A 22368-nucleotide genomic window follows, 5' to 3' on the forward strand; every position below is an offset into this window, starting at 1 on the left:
AGGTAGGCCCCGTTCGTCTAGCGGCCTAGGACGTCGCCCTCTCACGGCGGTAACACCGGTTCAAATCCGGTACGGGGTACGGATAAGTCCGAGCAATATTTGCTCGGACTTTTTGCGTAAGTAGGGTAATAACGTACCGAATCCTGAGATTTTGCGCCAAAAAGAAGTTTTCAGGCTCTTCGGATTTTGGTGGGGTTAGGGGTAGATTGTGTTGAGGAGTCGCTAGTTGGGTTTGCCTGCGTAGAGGAGGCATCTGGTGTGGTAGTTGGTGAAGTTGGTAAATCCGTAGCCGGTTCTTTTGATGCGTTTGATGAGGTTGTTCATGGCTTCGGTGATCGAGTTCGATGGGCGGGCGTGGTGGTAGGCCAGGATCTGGTTATACCAGTTTTTGAGTGTTCGGCTAAGTTGTTGGATTTCTTGGGGCATGAAGTCTTGGCTAGTGTGGTTGATGAGTTCATCAAGCATGGTTTGAGTGGTGGTGATGTCGGGTGTAGAAATTTCGTAGGCGTGTCTTTGACACGGTAAGCGATAGCGACTTCACCATAGGGGTCTCCTAGGCGTAAGAGTGATTCGATCCGATGTTGTGTTTTATCGGTGAGTTTTTCTTGTCCGTAGACAAGTTGGCGTCTTATACGGTAAAGCGGGTCGGTTTTTCGTCCGCGGTGTCCAAGTGTTTGTTGTTGAACACGCCGGCGTACACGATCAAGGGCTCGGTTAGCTAATGTGATGACGTGGAAGTGGTCAGCAACTTGGGTAGCGTGTGGTGTGATCACGTTGAAAACAGCCCGGTAGGTCGGGCTCATATCGAGTGTGGCATAGCTGATTTTTTGTTTCCAATAGGTAGGGAAGCGGTGAAGGAAACGGGCAACCTCAACATAGCTACGGCTTGGAATAATATCAATGGTCTGGTGGTTGGCTACATCGCATAGCGTGGTCACATATTGGGTAGGGCGTTTGTTCAGACGAACGAAACTTGTCTCGTCAAGACCCAATCGCACTAGTTTGAAATAAACGTTTACGATCAGCATCAAGTAAGGCCTGCCCGTAGATAGTCACGGAGTGGTTAATCGTGTGCCAATCACAGCCCAGATCGCCAGCGACTTCACTTATTGTTCGTCCCATTCCTACTTGCCTGGTCGCCCATTTAGCTGCCCTGGTCGTTAACCGACAATGTCTACTAGCAATGCGTTTGTCATGGCTAGTCCATGAACCCATAGCACAATCATTGCTAGGACAATACCAGCGGTGTTTACGCCAGATCAGACCCATGGGGCGTCCATAAACGGGCAGATCGATATAAGGAACTCGTGGTCTATCCTTGACTCGTGCCCGTACCTTGCATCGCAGACATAGCACGGTATCAAGATCTTGCTCGATCTCGATTGATTGGTGTGGTCCGTGACGATGATAAGCCACAGGCACAACATCTTTTAAAATCAGCAAACGAGCCACGATTACGTTAGGAACAGAACTGGTGAAGATAGTTTCAGGTTTTTGCTCACGCTCTAAGCATGAACTATCTTCACCACTTTCACATCCTCACACCCCGCCAAAATCCGAAGAGCCAGTTTTCACTTGACTCGCGGGGGGGGGGTGCTACTCTCATCTTGGAATGCAGAGTATCATACTTAGAAGGATGGATAATATGTCGGGAAATATTCAAAATGCGACTGATTTTCAATTGGCTCCTGGAGAACAAGCTGTATATGGAGATAAGTTTTTGACTTCCCTCTTCACTCCCTATATGCCGACTCAACTAATGTGTTCGACCACACGTTTCGTTTATAAGGCTCCCAATGCGATCTTGGGTCTTATCCCGCTTGGTGGGGATCAATCTATTATGCCAATTGCTAATATCGCTGCAGTAAATACTTCACAAAAGCTATATATCGGTCGCGCATTCGCAGGGGGATTAGCTTTTATCATTGGACTTGCTAGTCTATCGGCACCAGCTTTTGGTGCGCTACTGATGTTATTCGGGGCAACGTTGCTTCTTACCTGCTTCCCTGCAGTACTCCAAGTTCAAAATCCTGCAGGCGGAAAAGTTGAAATTGCTGTTTCGTTTGTCGATCAAGCGAAACTCAAAAAGTTTGCCACAGAGCTTCAAAACCGAGTATTTGCGGATCAAGCTCAGGTGCGTCATGATCAAGCTCAGGACATGCGCGCTCAGCAAGCAATGCTTGCTCAACTGACATTACAACAGCAGATGATGGCTAACCAAAACGCACAAAATCTCGCACAGCAAAATCAGCAGAATCCGCCAGCGCCGCAGATGTGATCTGAAAGTTTGAAACGCCCTTAGTTAGGCAACCTTTGTAGCCGTAACTAAGTGGCTCTTCGGATTTTGGCGGGGTGTGAGGATGTGAAAGTGGTGAAGATAGTTCATGCTTAGAGCGTGAGCAAAAACCTGAAACTATCTTCACCAGTTCTGTTCCTAACGTAATCGTGGCTCGTTTGCTGATTTTAAAAGATGTTGTGCCTGTGGCTTATCATCGTCACGGACCACACCAATCAATCGAGATCGAGCAAGATCTTGATACCGTGCTATGTCTGCGATGCAAGGTACGGGCACGAGTCAAGGATAGACCACGAGTTCCTTATATCGATCTGCCCGTTTATGGACGCCCCATGGGTCTGATCTGGCGTAAACACCGCTGGTATTGTCCTAGCAATGATTGTGCTATGGGTTCATGGACTAGCCATGACAAACGCATTGCTAGTAGACATTGTCGGTTAACGACCAGGGCAGCTAAATGGGCGACCAGGCAAGTAGGAATGGGACGAACAATAAGTGAAGTCGCTGGCGATCTGGGCTGTGATTGGCACACGATTAACCACTCCGTGACTATCTACGGGCAGGCCTTACTTGATGCTGATCGTAAACGTTTATTTCAAACTAGTGCGATTGGGTCTTGACGAGACAAGTTTCGTTCGTCTGAACAAACGCCCTACCCAATATGTGACCACGCTATGCGATGTAGCCAACCACCAGACCATTGATATTATTCCAAGCCGTAGCTATGTTGAGGTTGCCCGTTTCCTTCACCGCTTCCCTACCTATTGGAAACAAAAAATCAGCTATGCCACACTCGATATGAGCCCGACCTACCGGGCTGTTTTCAACGTGATCACACCACACGCTACCCAAGTTGCTGACCACTTCCACGTCATCACATTAGCTAACCGAGCCCTTGATCGTGTACGCCGGCGTGTTCAACAACAAACACTTGGACACCGCGGACGAAAAACCGACCCGCTTTACCGTATAAGACGCCAACTTGTCTACGGACAAGAAAAACTCACCGATAAAACACAACATCGGATCGAATCACTCTTACGCCTAGGAGACCCCTATGGTGAAGTCGCTATCGCTTACCGTGTCAAAGACACGCCTACGAAATTTCTACACCCGACATCACCACCACTCAAACCATGCTTGATGAACTCATCAACCACACTAGCCAAGACTTCATGCCCCAAGAAATCCAACAACTTAGCCGAACACTCAAAAACTGGTATAACCAGATCCTGGCCTACCACCACGCCCGCCCATCGAACTCGATCACCGAAGCCATGAACAACCTCATCAAACGCATCAAAAGAACCGGCTACGGATTTACCAACTTCACCAACTACCACACCAGATGCCTCCTCTACGCAGGCAAACCCAACTAGCGACTCCTCAACACAATCTACCCCTAACCCCACCAAAATCCGAAGAGCCGTTTTTGCAACGATTCCGTGTGCGCCGGTGCGTTAACTTTGTCAACTGCACGTTGTTATATGAAACTTGTCCGATATTCAGTGTTCGTTTAATGATCTATGATACGATTAAGTTGATATGTACGAATAATAGCATCTAAAGGACTATATTAGCTGTCAAACCTTAAAGGATGCTGAATATTTTCAACTTTATTTATGTTGACACTTTGGCTTGTGCTGTCAATGTTTTAGGGTCATTATTAAGTCATGGCACGAGTCATAGATTCTGAGGGGGATCGAAGAATTAGTGATTCGCCCAAAAATACATAAGTATATAGATGCACTTGAGACCTGCGCTTTCGTGTATCTCTAAGTAGGAAAGATAGAGCAATGAAAAAGACAATTATTGCATTCTTAGTTCTTCTTCTCAGCGTTGCTGTACCAGCAAGTAGTGCGACTGCAGCAACTAACGCGCAAGATACACCTCCGGCTAATAGTCGAGCTATTTACGCTATTGCACATCGAGTTTTAACTACGCAAAGTGTAGATGATGCAATTGCTGTTGGAGCCAACGCTATGGAAATCGATTTCACCGCGTGGCGGCGAGGCTGGTGGGCCGATCATGACGGGCTACCAACAAGTGCCGGTGACCGTGCAGAAACTATTTTGAAGCACATCGCTGATAAGCGCAAAGAAGGTGCGAATATTTCATTCGTCTGGTTCGATATCAAGAATCCAGATCATTGCCCAAATCAAAGTAGCGTCTGCTCAATTACCGCATTACGGGACTTGTCGCGGAAGTACCTTGAACCTGCGGGTGTGCGCGCTCTTTATGGATTCTACAAGACTGTAGGCGGTGTAGGCTGGAACACAATCATCAACGACTTGCACGATAGTGAAGCTGTTGCGTTGTCCGGTCCAACGGACAACGTTCTGAGTGACTTCTCCAAAGCCGGAGACAAGATCCTTACTAAGCAAAAGATTGCGGATTACGGATACTACAATATCAACCAAGGATTTGGCACGTGCGAATCTTACGCCAATACAACATGTGATCAGCTTCGGAAATCAAGCGAAGCCCGCGCTCGTGGCGCACTAGGTAAGACATTTGGTTGGACAATTGCTACTGGACAAGACTGGAACGTTGATGCTCTTCTGGGTAAGGCTCACGTAGATGGTATGATATTCGGCTTCAAGGCAACGTACTTCTATCGTCACCCGAATACCATTAACGCCTTTAACTCCATCAAGAACTGGGTAGATAAGCACTCTGCTACTCATCACATGGCAACTAATGCAGACCGTCCGTGGTAGGCATTAATTGAAATTAAATGAGGGCTCCGGCAGATTTTCTGCCGGAGCCCTCATGATGTTTACTCAGCTAAGCCACGCCGTTCCAGGAGAGCTTCCGGACGCGGCTCACGTCCACGGATGTCCTTAAAGGACTCCATAGGCGGACGAGAAGAACCACGCGATAAGAGTTTTTCACGTAACTCCATCCCAGCTTCACGAGTGAAGCCGCCATTGGTCTTTTCCCGGAACCATTGCTCGATATCTGCAACTAAAACCTCGGCCCACATATACGAGTAATAGCCGGCATCATATCCACCACCAAAGGTATGTGTGAAATAGGTTGATCGATACCGCGGAGGAACTAACGGACAAGAAATGCCAAACTTTTCTAACGCGGATTCTTCAAACGCTGCCACATCACTTGGAATCTCATCAACACCGAGTAAATGCCAAGCCTGATCCACCAGTGCCGCCTTTGTGAACTCAGTAGTTGCAAAAGCTTGACCAAACGTCTTGGAAGCGGACAAGGCCTCCACGAGTTCGGACGGCATGATTTCCCCGGTCTTATAGTGGCGTGCATAGTTAGCCAAGACCTCTGGGTGGTAAGCCCACATTTCGTTCAATTGCGAAGGGAACTCAACAAAATCGCGCGGCACATTCGTCCCTGCTGAGGACCGATACCGGGTCTGCGTGAGTAATCCATGAAGAGCGTGGCCAAATTCGTGGAAAACAGTTTCAACGTTGTCCCAGGTTAATAAACATAACTCGCCGTCGGCAGGTTCTGGGAAATTGCAGTTGTTGAGAATGACGGGTTTGGTCCCATCAATCTCGCATCCGGCAATCACCGAATGCATCCATGCGCCGCCCTTTTTGCCAGGGCGACGGAAAAAGTCCGCTTGGAAAAGACCAAGTGTGGTGCCGTCCTCATCTTTTACTTCCCAAGTTTTCATTGACGGAACGTAACCAGCAAGGTCTGGCCGAGGCTCAAATGAGATACCGTAGAGTCGGTTTGCGGCGAAGAATATGCCGTTTTCAACCACATTCGTTAGCTCAAGATACGGCATAATTTTGGCTTCCTCAACGCCTTGCTGAGCGCGTAACTGCTCCGCATAGAAAGTCCAGTCACCGGCTTCAATGCCATCAGCATCTGGATCTTTTTCAGCCAACTCAACCAAGTTTTCGTAGTCACGGTCAACCGCTGCGACAGCCTTATGTGCAACGGATGTTAACAGATTGAGAACCGCATCTGAATCTCCAGCCATTTCGCGCGCTGCAACAACCTGGGCATGGCTTTCGTAGCCAAGCAAAGCAGCCCGTTCTGCGCGAAGTTTGGCAATCTTTAACACGAGCTCACGAGTATCCGATTCTGCATGCTCTCCGAAACCGCGGGTCAGCGACGCGGCGAGGATATCGCGACGAGTCTGGGGAACACGTATCTCAGTTTGAATCGGCTGATTTGAAAAATTCGCTAGCTCAATACGATAAGAGCCATCGTCAGTGCGCAAGCCAGCTAACTTATCGTCATCTAGCCCAGCTAATTGATCCGGATCATCTGTTATATAAGCCGCGTCAGACATCGCGCGTGTAGCACGCTTGACATATTCGATCTGTAGCCCAGAAAGCTCCGCATCAATAGCGCGCAACCGGTCGGCGTCGTCGTCGGAAAGTTCGATTCCGCTCGAACGGAATGTCTTCAACTCTTTTTCAACCCAATATTGGGTTTCGACATCAGCATCGGATACATCAAGCGCTTGAATACGCTGATAAATCCGCTTATCGAGTGAGTAAGCGTTCTCATGTTCGGAAAGCTTTGGGCCGATCTGTGCCTCAATATCATTGAGCTCATCCGTCCCCAGCGAAGAGAATAAGGTAAAGGCGACGGACAAAACACGATCAAATTCTTCGCCTGCATGCTCGATGGCTTCAACCGTGTTTTCGACCGTTGGTGGGTTTGGATCGGTAGCGATCTTTTCCCACGCCGCACGTTGGCGTGCCATAACCTGTTCGACGGCGGGCATGATGTGCTCCGGCTTAATATCAGCCCAGCGTGGCAATTGATATGGTAATAATGATTTTTCGAGTAATGGGTTTTCTGTCATAGTTGTAGTTTACCGTGCTTGCGTTAAAGAGTGCGTTCTCTTTCGCGGTAAACCACGGTCTTTAGCTGAGCAGACTAATCAGTGGCTTCGCAACGTCGCTCCACCGCCACTTGTGATCGACCCAGTCTCTACCCGCATCACCCATCCGGCGCGCTTCGTCGGGGTTCTCAAGGAAATAGCTAACAGCCGAAACAACTGCATTGACAGAACTACCGTTGACTACCAGGCCGGTCTCTTTATCTATTACTGCCTCGGGCGCGCCGCCGGAATCTCCGGCAACTACCGGTAGCCCAGCAGCATATGCTTCGAGATAGACGATCCCGAGTCCTTCGATATCTAAGCCGCCGCCGCGGGTACGGCATGGCATGGCAAAAATATCTCCCAGTGAATAATGAGCGGGAAGTTCTTCGTATGGTACTTCACCAGTGAAAATGATGTCAGTTTGTGCAGGCGATTGACTGGCAAGTTGCCGTAACTTTTTCTCGTAAGGTCCTTTACCGACGATCACAAGCTTTGTTCCCGGGAATCGGCTTGTCACCTGATGCCATCCTTTTATGAGAATGTCTTGTCCTTTTCGTGGCACGAGTCGAGAAATACATACGACGACGGGGGCGTGCTGACCGATTCCATAGCGGCGTCGCAAATCTGCCCGGGCTTGCCGGTCAAAGGCAAACATCTCCGGATCGATAGCCCCATGAAGTTGCATAATATCGGTGTCCCCGATGAATGGAGCTAGCCGGTGTAGCGTTGCATTAGTCAGGTAGGTGACGACGTCGGCATCTGTAAAAACTTTCCGAAGCATTTGACGAGAGCCCGGAAGCATAGACCAGCCGATCTCATGCCCATGGGTAGTGGCAATAACCTTATCAGCTCCAGCTGCATGTGCTGCATTAGCAAGCAATCCGAGCGGAGCGGCTGCGCCAAACCAAACATTTTTAACGTCCTGCTGGTGGATAAGACTAGTCATGGTACGGCTAACGTCCGGCGAAGGAAGCATAGTCGTCCCAGGATAGCGCACGACTGCGTACGGCTGTTGCTCGTCGTAGTCCAGCGCGGACTGCATCCCTGTTGGCGGAGTGGAGGCGTAAACCACGAGTTGAGTCGGGTCAAGTTGCGAGACGAAACCTTCAAGGAACGTTTGAATACCACCAGCTCGTGGTGGGAAATCGTTGGTAACAAGAAGTGTTTTGCGCATCGTATCACCCTAGGTTGTTGGTTCAGAGCGTTTGATAAGGTCGGTTAGTCGATTAGCGGCAGCGACGACGGCGGCTGCATAGTGGCGTCCCGGCTGGCGCCCCATTCGTTCGACTGGTCCAGAAATAGAAATTGCAGCGATAACTTGTCCATTGGCACCTCGCACTGGAGCCGAAATTGAGGCGACGCCGGGTTCATGTTCGCCCAATGATTGGGCCCAGCCACGACGTCGGACAGCTGATAACACGGTAGCGGTGAATTGTGCACCGTATAGTCCACGGTGTAACCGGTCCGGCTCGTCCCAGGCTAGAAGGACTTGGGCAACAGATCCTGCTTGCATAGAGAATGCTGAACCTACTGGAATGGAATCACGAAGGCCAGTAGTACGTTCTGCTGAAGCAACGCACACGTTTTGATCACCTTGGCGGCGATAGAGTTGAGCTGATTCGCCAGTGTGGTCGCGTAAGGCAATTAATATCGGATTCGCGGCAGTTAACAGGCGATCGTCGCCAGCGCGCGAGGACAATTCAGCTAGTCGCGGTCCTAAAATAAACCGACCCTGAGTATCTCGACTTGCGAGACGATGAAATTCGAGAGCGACTGCGAGCCGGTGCGCAGTAGGGCGCGCTAAATGTGTAGCTGAGACAAGTTGTGCTAATGTTAGTGGGCCTTGCTCGAGCGCTTGAAGAACTAATGCGGCTTTGTCGAGTACTCCGACCCCGCTACCTTGGGAATTGTCCATAAGTCCATCTTGCCATTCCATATTGTGAGACGCAACCCGTTTGGGGTTCTTGGTCTACGAAGAAAGACATCTTATGCGGTGCGTCGTATGCCTAGTCGAATAGAATGACAATTCGGGGTATTCTTGTTTCGTGGATTGGACGGAACAATGAATAGACTTCACTCCACATTACCGAACTCGTACAACACGTCCGGAGAAGAGAACACATGTCAGGCGTTTTGAAAGTCACTGGTGGACAGCCACTTCACGGTACTATCGCAGTACGCGGAGCAAAAAACTTTGTCTCCAAAGCAATGGTGGCGGCTCTACTTACTGAAGAGACATCTGTTCTGCGCAACGTTCCATTGATCCGTGACGTTGATGTTGTTTCTGATCTTCTTCGGTTACACGGTGCCGATGTTGATTACGATCAAGACGCTGGGATAGTCACCATTACTCCGGGCAAGATCCACTTGCCAGATGACCCGGCGCAGATGGACCTTCTAGCTGGCTCATCGCGCATCCCCATTCTTTTCTGTGGACCGTTATTACATTCACTTGGTGAAGCATTCATTCCAGACCTCGGCGGCTGTCATATTGGAGACCGACCAGTTGATTTTCACCTACAAGTATTAGAAGACTTCGGTGCAATTCGTGACGAACAGGAGTTTGGTCTCCACTTAACAGCTCCTCGTGGACTTAAAGCCCGCAAAGTGACATTGCCGTATCCGTCAGTCGGAGCTACTGAACAAACGTTGTTAGCGGCCGTGCGAGCCGAAGGAATCACCGAGTTGCGTGGTGCTGCCGTAGAACCAGAAATCATGGACTTGATTTCCGTATTGCAAAAGATGGGTGCGCTCATCACAGTATCTACCGATCGTACGATCGTTGTTGAAGGAGTACGCCAGCTCCACGGATACAACCATTTTGCAATCGCAGATCGAATCGAAGCGGGATCTTGGGCCTGTGCTGCGCTAGCTACCGGCGGGGATATCATGATTAACGGGGCGCAACAAGAACCGATGATGAGCTTCCTCAACGTATACCGTAAAGTTGGAGGACAATTTGACGTGACTGATGAGGGCATTCGTTTTTGGCACCCTGGCGGGGAACTGAACTCGATTCCTATTGAAACAGATGTCCACCCAGGTTTTATGACTGACTGGCAACAGCCTCTCGTCGTCGCTCTTACACAAGCTAACGGAGTCTCGATCGTTCACGAAACAGTGTACGAAAATCGATTCGGCTTTGTGAAAGCACTAAACAAGATGGGTGCTCATATCCAAGTTTATCGAGAGTGTCTGGGCGGAAAACAGTGCCGGTTCGGTACTGAAAATTATTATCACTCCGCTGTGATCATGGGACCAACTCCGTTGACTGCTGCGGACATCGCCGTTCCTGATTTGCGCGGTGGGTTCTCCCATCTTATTGCAGCTTTAGCGGCTGAAGGAACCTCGCACGTTCAAGGGATTGACCTAATTAATCGAGGCTACGAACACTTCATGACCAAGTTGCGTACTCTGCACGCAAACGTTGAACGAGTTTCGTAAAGCATATAGGCAAAACCACCGTGAAAGTTCCCGAAGCACAACCGTTCTTGCGCTTTATCGCTCCTATCATCATCAAGTTAAATAACGTCGTGCAGAATCTGACGATCACTGGACTGCACCATATTCCGCACGATGGTCCCGCGATAGTGATTGCAAATCATACAGTCCATGCAGACTCGCTTATTCTCGGTGAAGCAATCATTAAATCAGGTAGAGCACCGCATTTCGTTGCTGGATCAGATTTTTTCGCAGTTCCTGGAGTGGCTTTCATACTTCGCGGAGTCAACGCAATTAAGGTGACACGAGGAACTTCTGCTGCTAAAGATTCGCTTGATGGAATCCGCGATATTCTCGACGCCGGTGGAATCGTTCTGCTCTTTCCAGAAGGCGGTCTCACTCACGATCCGCAGCTGTGGCCAATGCGCGGAAAAACGGGACTTGCGAGGTTAATGGCAACGCATCCAGACGTTCCAATTATTCCTTGTGCGCATTGGGGAAATGAACGCCTATTGAACCCGTGGAATTATGCCATCGATTGGAAACATATGGGACGGCATACGCGTACCCACGTCGTTTTTGGTCCCGCACTAAACCTATCGGTCAGCGAGGATCCCGATTACGCTGAACTTACGGCAGTTACTGGAAAAATAATTGATCATTTGGAGCACATGCTGGTGCCATTGCGCCAAGCAAACCCGTTAGATTTCACAGTACAGCAACGCGAACGACGCTGGGATTGCCGGCTTGATGGTGACCCATTGAACGATGACTATGAACTTAATCGGGCCTTGCGCCAGGCACGGAAAAATCGTCGTCGGCGTAGGTGGAGAAAGATAACGGCACGCTGACAACAACTCCTATCTGAGCAAAGCCCTGAGGTAACATTATTCTCATGTCGAATTCAAAGATCCGCGTCGCAATTATCTATGGTGGCGCATCAGGTGAGCATTCCATTTCTATTGCTACTGCAGGCGCTGTCATGCGAGCCTTAGATCCGGAACGTTATGAGGTTGTACCGATAGCTATTACCCGCGATGGTACGTGGGTTCCAGGGGCGACTGATCCATCGAAGCTGACGCTTGATGCGGGCCTTCTTGAAGTTGAGAAAGCTCCAGAAGCTGTCACGATTCCTGCCGGAGACGGGAAACAATCGCTAGTTGCCTATAATCGTGAACACGCCAGCAACCTCGAACTTCTCGGCAACGTGGATGTTGTCTTTCCGCTACTGCACGGGCCCTTTGGAGAAGACGGAACAATTCAGGGGCTCCTTGAACTAGCTGGTATTCCATATGTTGGATGTGGCGTGTTCGCATCTGCAGCCGGAATGGACAAGCACTACATGAAGGTAGTCTTGGAGGCGGCCGGACTGCCGGTAGCACCTTACGTTGTTGCCACAGCTCGTCAGTGGCGCGATGAGCGTGAGGCAGTTCTTGCCAAGGTTGCTCAATTACAGTTCCCGGTCTATGTCAAGCCTGCACGAGCTGGATCTTCGCTCGGTATTACGCGTGTTAGCACGCTTGAGGATGTCTCGGAAGCTGTGGCGCAGGCTCAAATACATGATCCTAAGGTACTGATTGAGCAGGGCGTTGACGGACGTGAGATCGAATGTGCCGTCCTAGGCGGACGTAATGATTCGACCCCGCGCGCTTCCGTTGTTGGTGAAGTCCTTGTAGACCTTCCTGACGATGGCTTCTACGACTTTGAGCATAAATACTTGGAGACAGCCAATTTGAGACTATCTATCCCGGCTCAAGTCCCGCCAGAGATTTCAGATAAAATCCGTGATCAGGCGGTTAAAACTTTCGATGCGTTTGGTTGCGAAGGAATGTCTCGCGTCGATTTCTTCTTGACGCCTGAAGGTAAAACCTACGTCATCGAAATCAACACGATTCCAGGTTTCACACCGTTCTCAATGTATCCAGTTCTATGGGAGCACACTGGGCTCCCATATTCTCAGTTGCTTGATGAATTGATTGGTTTAGCATTGGAACGCCCAACAGGGCTTCGTTAAGGCAAGCGTGCTCGTTAAAGATCTCAACGAAAAAGAACTGCTTGCTCGGTTCGTTCCGCTATTGCCGCAGGCTACTTGCGTTGTAGTAGGCAACGGTGATGATTCTGCGGTGTTGCATATCGGCGGGGATACAACTGTCTCCACCGATATGCTCGTAGAAAATAGACATTTTCGGTGTGATTGGTCCACCGGATTTGATGTAGGTTATCGGGCGGCACAACAAAATATCGCCGATGCTCTTGCAATGGGAGCCACGCCAGTATCACTTGTTGTTGGGCTCGGGCTACCACCTACTACTGAGGTGACCTGGGTCGAAGACCTCGCTCGTGGTTTTGCTCAAGCCTGCCAGCCTTGGGAAGTAGGTGTTGACGGTGGTGACCTTGTTTCGGCGTCGGAGATAACTATCGGAGTCACCGTTATTGGTGATCTCCAAGGACGCAAGCCACTGCGCAGGGATAATGCGTTACCTGGTCAGAAAGTTATCTTTACCGGGAATCTTGGCCATGCTGCAGCTGGATATGAGTTACTCAAACACGGGTACACGCGCACAGACTCAGATGACTATTTGGCATCCTTAATCGATGATTTTTTACGGCCGAAGCCGCCGATCGGGGCAGTGATGTCAGCGGTTAATGCTCACACCCTATACGCTGGGATAGATGTTTCAGATGGGCTAGTAAAAGACATCGGACGAGTGGCACAGTCTAGTCGGGTTTGGATCAATCTTGATGGTGTACAGCTTAATAAGCTTCTTGGACGACTAGGACGGGCGGCCGGACGCCTGGAGACTGACCGACGCTTGTGGGCGTTGGCCGGAGGAGAAGATCATGGCTTTGTTGCTACTATTGACTCAGCCACCGTTATTCCGGATGGATTTAGTGTTATTGGGCAGGTTATGGGACCTGATGAGTATGGCCGAGTTACGCTTGACCAGCTTCCGCTTGATCCTGATCAGATCGGTTGGGACCATTTCCGGTCTGCATAGTTTAATGGCCGTTGTCCTTGACGATATGTGGTTTATGATATAAAAATATCCCTCGATGAATCGAGGGATATTTAAGCTTGGTTCGATCACACGTTACGAGTGACCTTGCCGGCCTTCAGGCACGAGGTGCACACGTTCAGACGCTTAGGGGCACCCTTAACGAGAGCACGAACACGCTGAATGTTCGGGTTCCAACGGCGGGAAGTACGCACGTGGGAGTGCGAAACACTCTTACCGAAGCTCGGGCCCTTGCCGCAGACTTCACATACAGACGCCACGGTTCTCTCCTTCATTAAAAGACGAATAGACGCTTTCGCGCCTCTACCAAAATTGGCAACTTCAAAAGTGTATCTAATTATCGGCGCAGAATCCAAGTTGTAAACACGGAGTTAAGCGTGCTGTTCGCCACGCTTTGTGCTGTAACTGAACCCTGTTGACCGCAGATTCACTTAGTGTCACTAATTCTACTAAACTTTTCAGTAGTAGTACAAGATATCGAGATCGGAGAAGATGGTGAAACGTGGACTCCATGCCACAGTCGCATTGTGAATCTCCCCAGGCGGTTGCACTAGCTGCTGACGCTTGGACAGCTTTATCGCGCCCTTTGGACCGCATCGTCGGTGCGCGCAGTGCGCATGCGTTAGAAAAGCTTGGTCTTGAAACGGTTGAAGACCTCGTGAACTATGTGCCTTTTCGTGTGGCTAAACGCGGTGAGCTTTTGCCGATTGAGCAAGTTTCAGAAGATGAATCGGTTACGGTTGTTGCCCGAGTAACTGAGGTTTCCGAGCGGCCAATGAATAACCGCCATGGTTTTATTCTCAACGTCACTATTTCCGATGGCGAACATGACCTCGATTTGGCGTTCTTTGCAAAGAGCAAGCGCCCATTGGCTTTTCATAAGTCCCGGTTGTTGCCGGGAACGCTAGCAACGTTTTCCGGAACTATCTCGTCCTATCGCGGGCGGTTACAATTGGCGCATCCTGAGTATGAAATAGTCGATGACGAAGAAGGCGTTGACGAAAAGCGAGTGGCACGCCCAATCCCGATTTATCATGCGGCCGCAAAAATTCCTTCTTGGCAGATCGAACGCGCCGTTAACACGATCTTCGGAACCTTGTCTGAGCAAGATATTCCTGATCCGTTACCTCGTCAATATCGGGACCAGCATAAGTTATCTTCGCGTTATGCCGCATTGAAAGCCATTCACCAACCGGGTTCCGTTGACGAATGGCTGGAAGCAAAGCGCAGACTAGCGCATGAAGAAGCATTTGTTTTGCAGGCTGCCTTGGCACAGCACGCTACAGAAGTTGGCAAGACATCTGCTCCAGTATGCGTATGGCGTGACGACGGCGTGGCAGCTGCGTTCGATACTCGGCTCCCGTTTTCGCTTACTGATTCACAGGTTGATGTTGGTCATGAAATCAGTCAAGCGTTGGGATCTGCACTCCCGATGCGCAGGCTTCTTCAGGGCGATGTTGGTTCTGGGAAAACAATTGTGGCGTTGCGAGCGATGCTTCAGGTAGTTGACGCGGGCTATCAGGCAGTGCTGATTGCGCCTACGGAGGTGCTGGCTCAGCAACATTGGGATACGATCACGTCCATGCTGGGAGACCTAGGCACTGCGGGCCAATTAGGAGCTGCAGAAAATGCTATTGCTGTAGATATTTTGACTGGATCGTTAAGCAGTGCGCAACGACGTCGGACTCTTGCTCGATTAGCTTCTGGTCAGCCCGGAGTGATTGTAGGGACGCATGCATTACTAAGTGAGAGCGTGCAAATACCCCGCCGTGGTTTAGTAGTTGTTGATGAGCAGCATCGTTTTGGGGTAGATCAGCGCGATAGATTAGCGCGTGGGGCACACCTGCTGGTCATGACCGCCACACCTATTCCGCGAACTATCGCGATGACGGTTTTTGGTGACCTTGATGTCATGGTGTTAGCCAATCGGGAACGCAATGCGGTTACTACTAATGTTGTTCCGGCGTATAACGACCGCTGGATGGCACGCGTGTGGCAACGCGCTGGTGAAGAAGTCGCGACAGGCGGCCGAGTTTTCGTGGTTTGTCCGCGTATTTCACCGAGCGAATCAGAAGAAGACTCTGACCTTGTTGATCAACAGCTCGACATGATGGAACGGCCACCGATGTCTGATGTTGAAACTTTGAGTGCACGGCTTCGGGCTTTGCCTACGCTACGTGAAGTCAGCATCGGTGTGTTACATGGTCAGCTGACGCCAGCAGAGAAAACAGCTGCTATGGATGACTTTATTGCGGGACGAATTCAATTGCTGGTTTCGACAACTGTTATCGAAGTTGGCGTTGATGTTGCCGATGCGACGCTAATGATTATTATGGATGCCGATCGTTTTGGTCTATCTCAGCTTCATCAGCTCAGAGGCCGGGTAGGGCGTGGTGATAAACCCGGATTGTGTTTGGCAGTTACTGGTGCTGCGGACGGCTCTCTTGCCGCATCGCGGGTTGAAGCCTTTGCTTCGACGACGGATGGGTTCGAGCTGGCTGAGGCTGATGTTGCGTTGCGCTCAGTTGGAGATGTGCTAGGTGCGAGCCAGTCGGGCTCACGTAGCTCGCTTCGTTTTGTGTCGGTGGTCAAGGATAAACTGATTATCGAACAAGCAAGGCAAGGTGCGCGTGACGTGATAAGTAATGATTCAACTTTGGCAGAACATCGCGCACTAGCAGTAGCAATCTCTGATATCAATGCACGAAGCAGAGAATACTTGGAAAAAAGTTAAGGGAGAAGAAACGTGAGCAAAATTGTTGCCGGCAGTGCCGGTGGGCGTGCCCTTAAAGTGCCGAAGTCTGGCACTAGGCCTACGTCATCATTAGTTCGTGAAGCATTATTTTCCCATCTCGAGCATCGTGATTTCATCGACGAGTGCGATGTGCTTGACTTGTTCGCAGGTTCTGGGGCTTTGGCATTAGAAGCGCTCTCTCGTGGTGCTTGCCGGGCGCTGGGAGTCGATAACTCAGAAGAAGCGATCCGGATAATGAACACTAATGCGCGAAATACTGGACTGCCATTGCAAGCCATTAAAGCCAATGTGCTCACGTATGTCAGCCAGCCAGGAACAGACGGTCCATTCGATGTTATTTTCCTTGATCCGCCGTATGCTTTTTCAGACGAACAGTTAGCTGCTGTCATTAAAGAACTGCCGCGGCATCTGAAACCGGACGGTCTCGTCGTCGTCGAACGCGCGAAACGTAACAATGAGCCGGTCTGGCCCTCCCAGTTGCACGCTGAGCGCGAACGAACATGGGGCGATACCCGAGTATGGACGGCACAAATGGGTGTTGAGGACGTAGAGTAGCATCATGAGTTGTGCAATTTGCCCAGGATCATTTGACCCAATTACTCGGGGACATGTTGATGTCATCGAAAGAGCTCATCGCATGTTTGATGAGGTTGTGGTAGTAGTTGCCCGAAATTCGGCTAAATCGTACCTATTTTCTGACGAGGAACGCCTAGACCTTGCTCAAGAAGCGGTCAAGCACATACCACATGTTCGCGTTGAACTAGTTGACGGTCTGATCGCTGACTATGCGAAAAAGATCCATGCAAACGCAATAGTTAAAGGAGTTCGTGGGTCAGCAGATTACGATTCAGAACTTCCAATGTCCCTACTAAATCGGCATTTATCCGGCGTTGAAACAGTTTTTGTTATGGGGGAGCCGAGTCTTGCACATATTGCGTCCTCGTTCGTGAAAGAATTAGCACGGTATGGTGGACCATATGAAGATTTGGTACCGGCCAATGTTGCTCAAGCATTAAAAGAAAAGGTGGAATCATGAGTGATCAGGGAGAGTCCTTACTCGAAATTTTAGACGAGCTTTACGATATCGTCGTCAACGCAAAGAATATGCCACTCTCTGCTTCAGTTCTTATTAATCGTGCCGAGGCTATTGATCTTCTCGATACTGCGCGTGATATTGTGCCGGATCAGATTAAGCAGGCAGATTCGGTGCTGTCTCAAGCCGGTCGGGTTTCTGACCAAGCCCGAGAAGATGCGGATATTGTGTTGCGTCACGCACAAGAAGAAGCCGATTCTATTTTGGCAGAGGCGCGGGAACAAGCATCCCGTTTAGTCGCCCAGGATCAGATCACCATCGCGGCTAAATCTCAAGCTACCCGTATAGTTGATGAGGCTCATCAAAAGGCAAGCCAACTCATCCAAGGTGCTAATGAGTACTCCGAACAGACATTAGGCGAGCTAGCAAATCAGCTTGCCCATTTACAAAACCAGATTGCGGCGGGGCAGGGCGTTTTAGCCCAGCGTCGAGCTCAAGAACAGTAGGCGTTAATACGTGAAAAAGAAAGAAAATTCGATAGATTTACGGTCTCCATACGTGGTTTCAGTGTCCGATGTGGTTTCCGGATCACCTAAACAACTAGATCTACGCTTGCCGGTGCCGGAAGAATGTGGCGTCGGGCTTATCGGAATACCATCAGGCTCAGATATCGACGTCACAGTGTCTATGCAGTCTGTTTCGGAGGGCATTTTCGTTCAAGGACAGATTTCTGCTACTGCAGTCGGTAACTGCGCGCGTTGTGCTACCGAATTCACCAAGCATATGAATGAGCCAATGGCTGAACTCGTTTTTTGGCCAGAACGGCGCGAAGCGCTCGCCAGTGAAGGCGATGACGAAATCGAAGATATGCCAATAATCGAAGATATGCATATTGATCTAGAGCCAATAATCAGGGACGCCATTGTTCTTGCGCTCCCATTCACGCCGCTATGCGCTCCCGATTGCGAGGGTCTGTGCCAAGAGTGTGGCGAACCATGGAAGGACCTGCCAGCAGATCACCGTCACGAATTCCTGAACCCGGCATTTTCTGCCCTTGATGCGTTAGCAGAGCAGATGAGGAATAACTGATGCATGAACACGATCGCAGTCGCCTGATAGAGTCGTGGGGCGCATCGATTCCCTCAGATCTGTTGACCTTGGCTTTAACACATCGGTCTTGGGCATATGAGCATGATAGTGGCCATAACGAACGGCTAGAGTTTCTTGGCGATTCTATTTTGGGTGCCGTCGTTTCGGAACAGATTTTCCATGACTATCCAGATAAGTCCGAAGGAGAGCTGTCTAAAATTAAATCAGCCGCTGTTTCTGAACGTGCGCTCGCGGATATAGCTCGAGAGCTGAACATCGGGGCTTATATTCGGCTCGGCAAAGGCGAAGAACAATCCGGCGGACGCAACAAGGATTCAATTCTTTCTGACACGGTGGAAGCTCTGATCGCTGCTACATACGAAGCGTGCGGACTAGACGTTGTAATTCCGGTAGTTCGGCAACACCTAAAAGAAAAAATTTTGCAGGCTACTCGCATGGGCCCGGCATTGGACTGGCGTACTGCGATGGAAGAAAAAGCCCGGGAACTGGGATTCGTAGGTGATCTTTCCTATCAGATCACAGGAGAAGGGCCTGACCATGCAAAGGTCTATACTGCGAGAGCCTATATTGCTGATACTGAATGGGGGCGCGGCCAAGCAACATCCCGAAAGGCTGCCAAACTCGTTGCGTGTGAAGATGCCTACCACCGTCTGGTTGCTAACACTGCATATTAGGTGAGACATGCCAGAGCTACCAGAGGTCGAGACAATAAGGCAAGGGCTATTGCCTTACGTGCTTGATAAAACGGTGAAGTCAGTTCATGTTTTGCACCCGCGAGTGGCACGGATGTCTCCGGTTGGTCTAGATCCGTTAGTAGGGCAAACATTCGTGTCTGTTGCCAGACGCGGCAAGTACCTATGGCTTAATACTGAGGTTGGCGCACTGGTTGCGCACTTAGGAATGTCAGGTCAGTTCCGGATCAATAGTCCATCTCCGCACGTGCGGGCAACTCTTGATTTTACTGATGGGTCAAGTATTGATTTTGTTGATCAACGTACGTTCGGGCACCTGTATCCAGATACATTACTACCTACACCTGATGGCGGTCCCGGCGGGCACGGCAGTAAGCTGGCGATGATTCCCGCAAGTGTAGCTCATATTGGCCGAGATCTTTTGGATCCCTTATGCGATCTGACGGCTGTTGCTAAGCGCGTTAAATCTGGACGAACTGAAATCAAACGTGCGCTCCTGAACCAAAGCATTGCCTCGGGTATCGGGAATATTTATGCCGATGAAGCCCTATGGGAAGCAAAAACACATCCGCAGAAGAAAACGTCGGCGATGACGCAACGAAATATCGAATACGTTTATGCTCAGGCCCGCGAAGTTATGGAACGTGCGCTAGCCGTTGGTGGAACATCGTTTGATGCGCTTTATGTCAATGTGAATGGCGAATCAGGATATTTCGATCGTTCGTTGAATGCGTATGGAAAAACAGGGTTGCCGTGCCGGCGGTGCGGAACGAGTATTCAACGTATCGTTTTTATGAACCGTTCTTCGCATTTATGCCCGGCATGTCAGCGTCGTTCAAGGTAAACTAGATACCGTGAGTGAAGAAAATACCCCAGTTAGTGTCATGATTATCGACGATCACGAAGTGGTGCGTCGTGGTATTGCCGAAGTTGTGGATCGGGCAAACGGTCTACAGGTTATTGCTGAGGCGGGTTCCGTAGCGGAAGCTATCCGCCGTGCTGAACTTATGATTCCACAGGTGGCGTTGGTTGATTTGCGTCTGCCAGACGGTACCGGGATAGATATTATCCGCGAATTGCGTGAGCGTGTGCCGCAAGTTAAATGCGTTGTTTTAACGTCGTTTGATGACGACGACGCTCTTGCTGAAGCCCTCGATGCAGGTGCCAAAGCATATTTGCTTAAGTCGGTGCGTGGAGCTGAAATTACCGATGTTATTAAAGCAGTTGCTGATGGTCGTGTGCTACTAGATGAACGTACCGTGACTCGGCGACGTGCCGATCACGATGACCCAACTGCAGATCTGACCCCGTCAGAGCGTAAGGTCCTTCAATTAATCGGAGATGGCCTATCGAACCGGGAAATTGGTGAAAAACTTGGTGTCGCTGAAAAGACTGTCAAGAACCACATCACATCACTGCTATCGAAGATGGGAATGCAACGTCGTACTCAGGTAGCTGCGTGGGTTGCCGGGCAACGAGCAGCCGGGTGGCGCAACGCAAGTAACTGACCAAAATTTGTTTGAGTGGGCTAGTACAAGCTATCTGTGCTAGCCCACTCAAGTCTTAGACGAGGGGAGCTTCCCAAGCAACATGAGTGCCAGGAGCACTCTCACGATTAGAAATTGTAAAGGTGCCGTGATGGCGTCGAGCTCGGGCAGCAAGGTTGGATAAACCAGAGCGTCGGCCCAAGGATTGGGTGACACCACGCCCGTCGTCAATTACTTCGATTCGGACCTGTTGTGGAGTGACCGACAGCTGCACTGTTACGGACGATGCGTGCGCATGGCGTGCAGCATTAGATAAGCCTTCGCGTACAACGGCGACGACGTCATCGGCAATATCTGAACCTACCGCATCGTCAATCAACGTAAACGTGTGCTCGTCAGATGTCGCCTCACCATTCCAACTGATAATAAGAGAAGGCGCGAAATCAAGAGTCTGAAGGGCAGCCTTCGTTTCCTGCTGAAGCCGCTCCACTAAAGCTACTGAGGCGGAATCATCACGCAAAGATTGAACGATAACACGTATCTGCCGAACGGATTCGTCAATAGAGGAGATTGCCTGATCTAGCGCGGTGCTTACTTCGTCGGCGTACCCTTTACTGATGAGGTCTTCTTTTACTGCGGTTATATGCATTCCGGATGCAAAAAGTTGCTGAATGGCAAGATCGTGGAGATCACGACCAATCCGGGAGCGTTCGTCAAGCTCTGAGGCAAGTTCTTCATTGAGGCGTGCTTCGGCGAGTTCCAGTGCAATAGCAGCCTGTTTGGCAGCATTTTCTGCCATAGCCAGATCATGAAGATTGAACTCCACTCCGCCAACTGAGCGTAGCAGAAGAATAACTCCAGTTCCGGCGGATTTTGAGGCAAGCGGAGCATATAACGCAGGACCGTAGTTACGCAATTGTGAAACACGAACCGTCCGCAGGCGCTGCATCGAATCAACGACAAGTCCAGCCTGCTCATTAACAACGGTCATAGCCCGGCCTGCCGGCGGGAAAGCGATGCCGAGGAGTTCTTCTGCCCCGTCTCCATCAACAATTTCGGATACCCAGGTGTCCTGGATTGATGGCAGAACCATGATAGCCGCATCAGCCTGAGCAGCTATTCGCATCTCATGCACGATGACCTGCAAAGCTTCATCTTCGCCAGATCCTTCAAGCAGAGAAGCCACAATATTTTGCGATGCAGTAAGCCAACGTGCCCGATTTTGAGATCGAGCAAACATCTGAGAATTTTGTGCTGCGATCGCAGCGGCTTGTGCCAAAATCTCCATTTGCGCACCGTCATCGTCGGTAAAACCGCCGGGCTTGTCAGCCAAATAGAGCCGTCCCCATACCTGTTCTTTCACCGAAACAGCGACTCCCAGATAGTTTTTCATTACCGGATGTCCTTTTGGATATCCGTAGCGATGCAAATAAGATGCCAGATCGTTAACAATCAGCCATCCTTTGACAGGGGTTTCGGCAAAAACGCCATGACCGCGCGGTGGCCGACCAACCTGCTGGGCAGCTTGCGGATCCATTCCAGATTGGATAAATTCCATGGTTTCGCCATGCGAGTCCAACACAGCTAAGGCAGCATAGTGGGCTCCAGTTAACTGACGCGCTGAGTCAACGAAGTGTTGATAAGCTGCCTCGCGCTCTAATTGACCAGTTAACTGTAAAGCATGGGAGACAACAGCAGTGAGACGATTTGAATCCATC

21 protein-coding genes, 1 tRNA gene and 2 pseudogenes are annotated in these 22368 nt (G+C 50.2%); 17 read left to right on the top strand and 7 right to left on the bottom strand.

From position 1 onward, the window contains the following. Positions 1–6 precede the first annotated feature (6 nt). A tRNA-Glu gene (locus BLT51_RS05625) sits at positions 7–79 on the top strand. Positions 80–222: 143 nt separating this feature from the next. Here the strand turns inward: BLT51_RS05625 and BLT51_RS09495 are convergent. Together BLT51_RS09495 and BLT51_RS09400 are read right to left on the bottom strand one after the other, a co-directional pair. Continuing rightward, positions 223–1028 (bottom strand): annotated as a pseudogene (locus BLT51_RS09495) (ISL3 family transposase). Continuing rightward, positions 982–1269 (bottom strand): helix-turn-helix domain-containing protein, encoded by a 288-nt coding sequence (locus BLT51_RS09400; RefSeq protein WP_091280885.1) that lies wholly within the window; start codon positions 1267–1269, stop codon positions 982–984. Before BLT51_RS09400 ends, BLT51_RS09495 begins: the two are co-directional and overlap by 47 nt. Before the next feature lie 367 nt (positions 1270–1636). Here BLT51_RS09400 and BLT51_RS05645 point away from each other — a divergent pair, with 367 nt between their 5' ends. From BLT51_RS05645 to BLT51_RS05665, 4 genes and pseudogenes are all read left to right on the top strand, one after another. Further along, a complete protein-coding gene (locus tag BLT51_RS05645) occupies positions 1637–2278 on the top strand; it encodes a hypothetical protein (protein WP_172801328.1) in 642 nt (213 codons plus the stop codon). Positions 2279–2682: 404 nt separating this feature from the next. Beyond that, entirely contained in the window at positions 2683–2916 is a 234-nt protein-coding gene (locus BLT51_RS09405) for a helix-turn-helix domain-containing protein (protein ID WP_269456649.1), read from the top strand. Beyond that, positions 2870–3675 (top strand): annotated as a pseudogene (locus BLT51_RS09500) (ISL3 family transposase). The gene BLT51_RS09405 and the pseudogene BLT51_RS09500 overlap by 47 nt, the downstream one beginning before the upstream one ends. Positions 3676–4092: 417 nt before the next feature. After that, a complete protein-coding gene (locus tag BLT51_RS05665; protein WP_091280890.1) occupies positions 4093–5016 on the top strand; it encodes a PI-PLC domain-containing protein in 924 nt (307 codons plus the stop codon). A 59-nt stretch (positions 5017–5075) separates the two neighbouring features. Here the strand turns inward: BLT51_RS05665 and BLT51_RS05670 are convergent, their stop codons facing one another. From BLT51_RS05670 to BLT51_RS05680, 3 genes are all read right to left on the bottom strand, one after another. Next, complete coding sequence (locus BLT51_RS05670; RefSeq protein ID WP_091280894.1) at positions 5076–7094, bottom strand: M3 family metallopeptidase; 2019 nt, start codon at positions 7092–7094, stop codon at positions 5076–5078. 61 nt (positions 7095–7155) lie between these two features. Continuing rightward, positions 7156–8289, bottom strand: a complete 1134-nt coding sequence (locus BLT51_RS05675; protein WP_091280897.1) for a glycosyltransferase family 4 protein — start codon at positions 8287–8289, stop codon at positions 7156–7158. A gap of 9 nt (positions 8290–8298) precedes the next feature. Then, positions 8299–9030 carry an IclR family transcriptional regulator gene (locus tag BLT51_RS05680; RefSeq protein WP_091280900.1) on the bottom strand — a complete coding sequence of 244 codons (732 nt, stop codon included), beginning with the start codon at positions 9028–9030 and terminating at the stop codon, positions 8299–8301. A 206-nt stretch (positions 9031–9236) separates the two neighbouring features. On the opposite strand from BLT51_RS05680, the gene murA reads away from it, so the two are divergent. Genes murA through thiL form a run of 4 tightly spaced genes read left to right on the top strand, consistent with a single transcriptional unit; the run spans position 9237 to position 13555 of the window. Beyond that, on the top strand, positions 9237–10559 hold the full coding sequence (murA, locus tag BLT51_RS05685; RefSeq protein WP_091280902.1) for a UDP-N-acetylglucosamine 1-carboxyvinyltransferase: 1323 nt from the start codon (positions 9237–9239) through the stop codon (positions 10557–10559). Positions 10560–10579: 20 nt separating this feature from the next. Beyond that, the gene (locus BLT51_RS05690; RefSeq protein ID WP_157672927.1) at positions 10580–11407 is read left to right on the top strand and encodes a lysophospholipid acyltransferase family protein; all 828 of its coding nucleotides are present in this window, start codon (positions 10580–10582) and stop codon (positions 11405–11407) included. Between the two features lie 44 nt (positions 11408–11451). After that, a complete protein-coding gene (locus BLT51_RS05695; protein WP_091280909.1) occupies positions 11452–12570 on the top strand; it encodes a D-alanine--D-alanine ligase family protein in 1119 nt (372 codons plus the stop codon). Between the two features lie 7 nt (positions 12571–12577). Beyond that, positions 12578–13555, top strand: coding sequence for a thiamine-phosphate kinase (gene thiL / locus BLT51_RS05700; RefSeq protein ID WP_091280913.1), 978 nt, complete (start codon positions 12578–12580; stop codon positions 13553–13555). 86 nt (positions 13556–13641) lie between these two features. On the opposite strand, the gene rpmB is transcribed toward thiL, so the two are convergent. Continuing rightward, positions 13642–13833 (bottom strand): 50S ribosomal protein L28, encoded by a 192-nt coding sequence (gene rpmB, locus BLT51_RS05705; protein ID WP_091280916.1) that lies wholly within the window; start codon positions 13831–13833, stop codon positions 13642–13644. Positions 13834–14084: 251 nt separating this feature from the next. Between rpmB and BLT51_RS05710 the strand changes: the two genes are divergently transcribed. The 8 genes from BLT51_RS05710 to BLT51_RS05745 are packed head-to-tail and all read left to right on the top strand — an operon-like array spanning position 14085 to position 20671. Further along, positions 14085–16307: an ATP-dependent DNA helicase RecG gene (locus tag BLT51_RS05710; RefSeq protein ID WP_091280918.1), complete on the top strand. Its 2223-nt coding sequence runs from the start codon at positions 14085–14087 to the stop codon at positions 16305–16307. A gap of 12 nt (positions 16308–16319) precedes the next feature. Beyond that, the gene (rsmD, locus tag BLT51_RS05715) at positions 16320–16883 is read left to right on the top strand and encodes a 16S rRNA (guanine(966)-N(2))-methyltransferase RsmD (protein ID WP_091280921.1); all 564 of its coding nucleotides are present in this window, start codon (positions 16320–16322) and stop codon (positions 16881–16883) included. Between the two features lie 4 nt (positions 16884–16887). Continuing rightward, a complete protein-coding gene (coaD, locus tag BLT51_RS05720) occupies positions 16888–17364 on the top strand; it encodes a pantetheine-phosphate adenylyltransferase (protein ID WP_091280924.1) in 477 nt (158 codons plus the stop codon). Continuing rightward, positions 17361–17867 carry an ATP synthase subunit B family protein gene (locus tag BLT51_RS05725; protein WP_091280928.1) on the top strand — a complete coding sequence of 169 codons (507 nt, stop codon included), beginning with the start codon at positions 17361–17363 and terminating at the stop codon, positions 17865–17867. The genes coaD and BLT51_RS05725 overlap by 4 nt, the downstream gene beginning before the upstream one ends. A gap of 10 nt (positions 17868–17877) precedes the next feature. Next, positions 17878–18450, top strand: coding sequence for a YceD family protein (locus BLT51_RS05730; protein ID WP_091280931.1), 573 nt, complete (start codon positions 17878–17880; stop codon positions 18448–18450). Further along, the gene (rnc, locus tag BLT51_RS05735) at positions 18450–19145 is read left to right on the top strand and encodes a ribonuclease III (RefSeq protein WP_091280933.1); all 696 of its coding nucleotides are present in this window, start codon (positions 18450–18452) and stop codon (positions 19143–19145) included. The genes BLT51_RS05730 and rnc overlap by 1 nt, the downstream gene beginning before the upstream one ends. Positions 19146–19152: 7 nt before the next feature. Beyond that, positions 19153–20007 carry a bifunctional DNA-formamidopyrimidine glycosylase/DNA-(apurinic or apyrimidinic site) lyase gene (mutM, locus tag BLT51_RS05740; RefSeq protein ID WP_091280936.1) on the top strand — a complete coding sequence of 285 codons (855 nt, stop codon included), beginning with the start codon at positions 19153–19155 and terminating at the stop codon, positions 20005–20007. Positions 20008–20047: 40 nt separating this feature from the next. Further along, on the top strand, positions 20048–20671 hold the full coding sequence (locus BLT51_RS05745; protein ID WP_091282621.1) for a response regulator: 624 nt from the start codon (positions 20048–20050) through the stop codon (positions 20669–20671). Positions 20672–20726: 55 nt separating this feature from the next. Here the strand turns inward: BLT51_RS05745 and BLT51_RS05750 are convergent, their stop codons facing one another. Then, positions 20727–22367, bottom strand: coding sequence for a GAF domain-containing sensor histidine kinase (locus BLT51_RS05750; RefSeq protein WP_091280939.1), 1641 nt, complete (start codon positions 22365–22367; stop codon positions 20727–20729). Between the last annotated feature and the right edge of the window lies 1 nt (position 22368).

The organism is Arcanobacterium phocae, assembly GCF_900105865.1.
Lineage (GTDB): Bacteria > Actinomycetota > Actinomycetes > Actinomycetales > Actinomycetaceae > Arcanobacterium > Arcanobacterium phocae.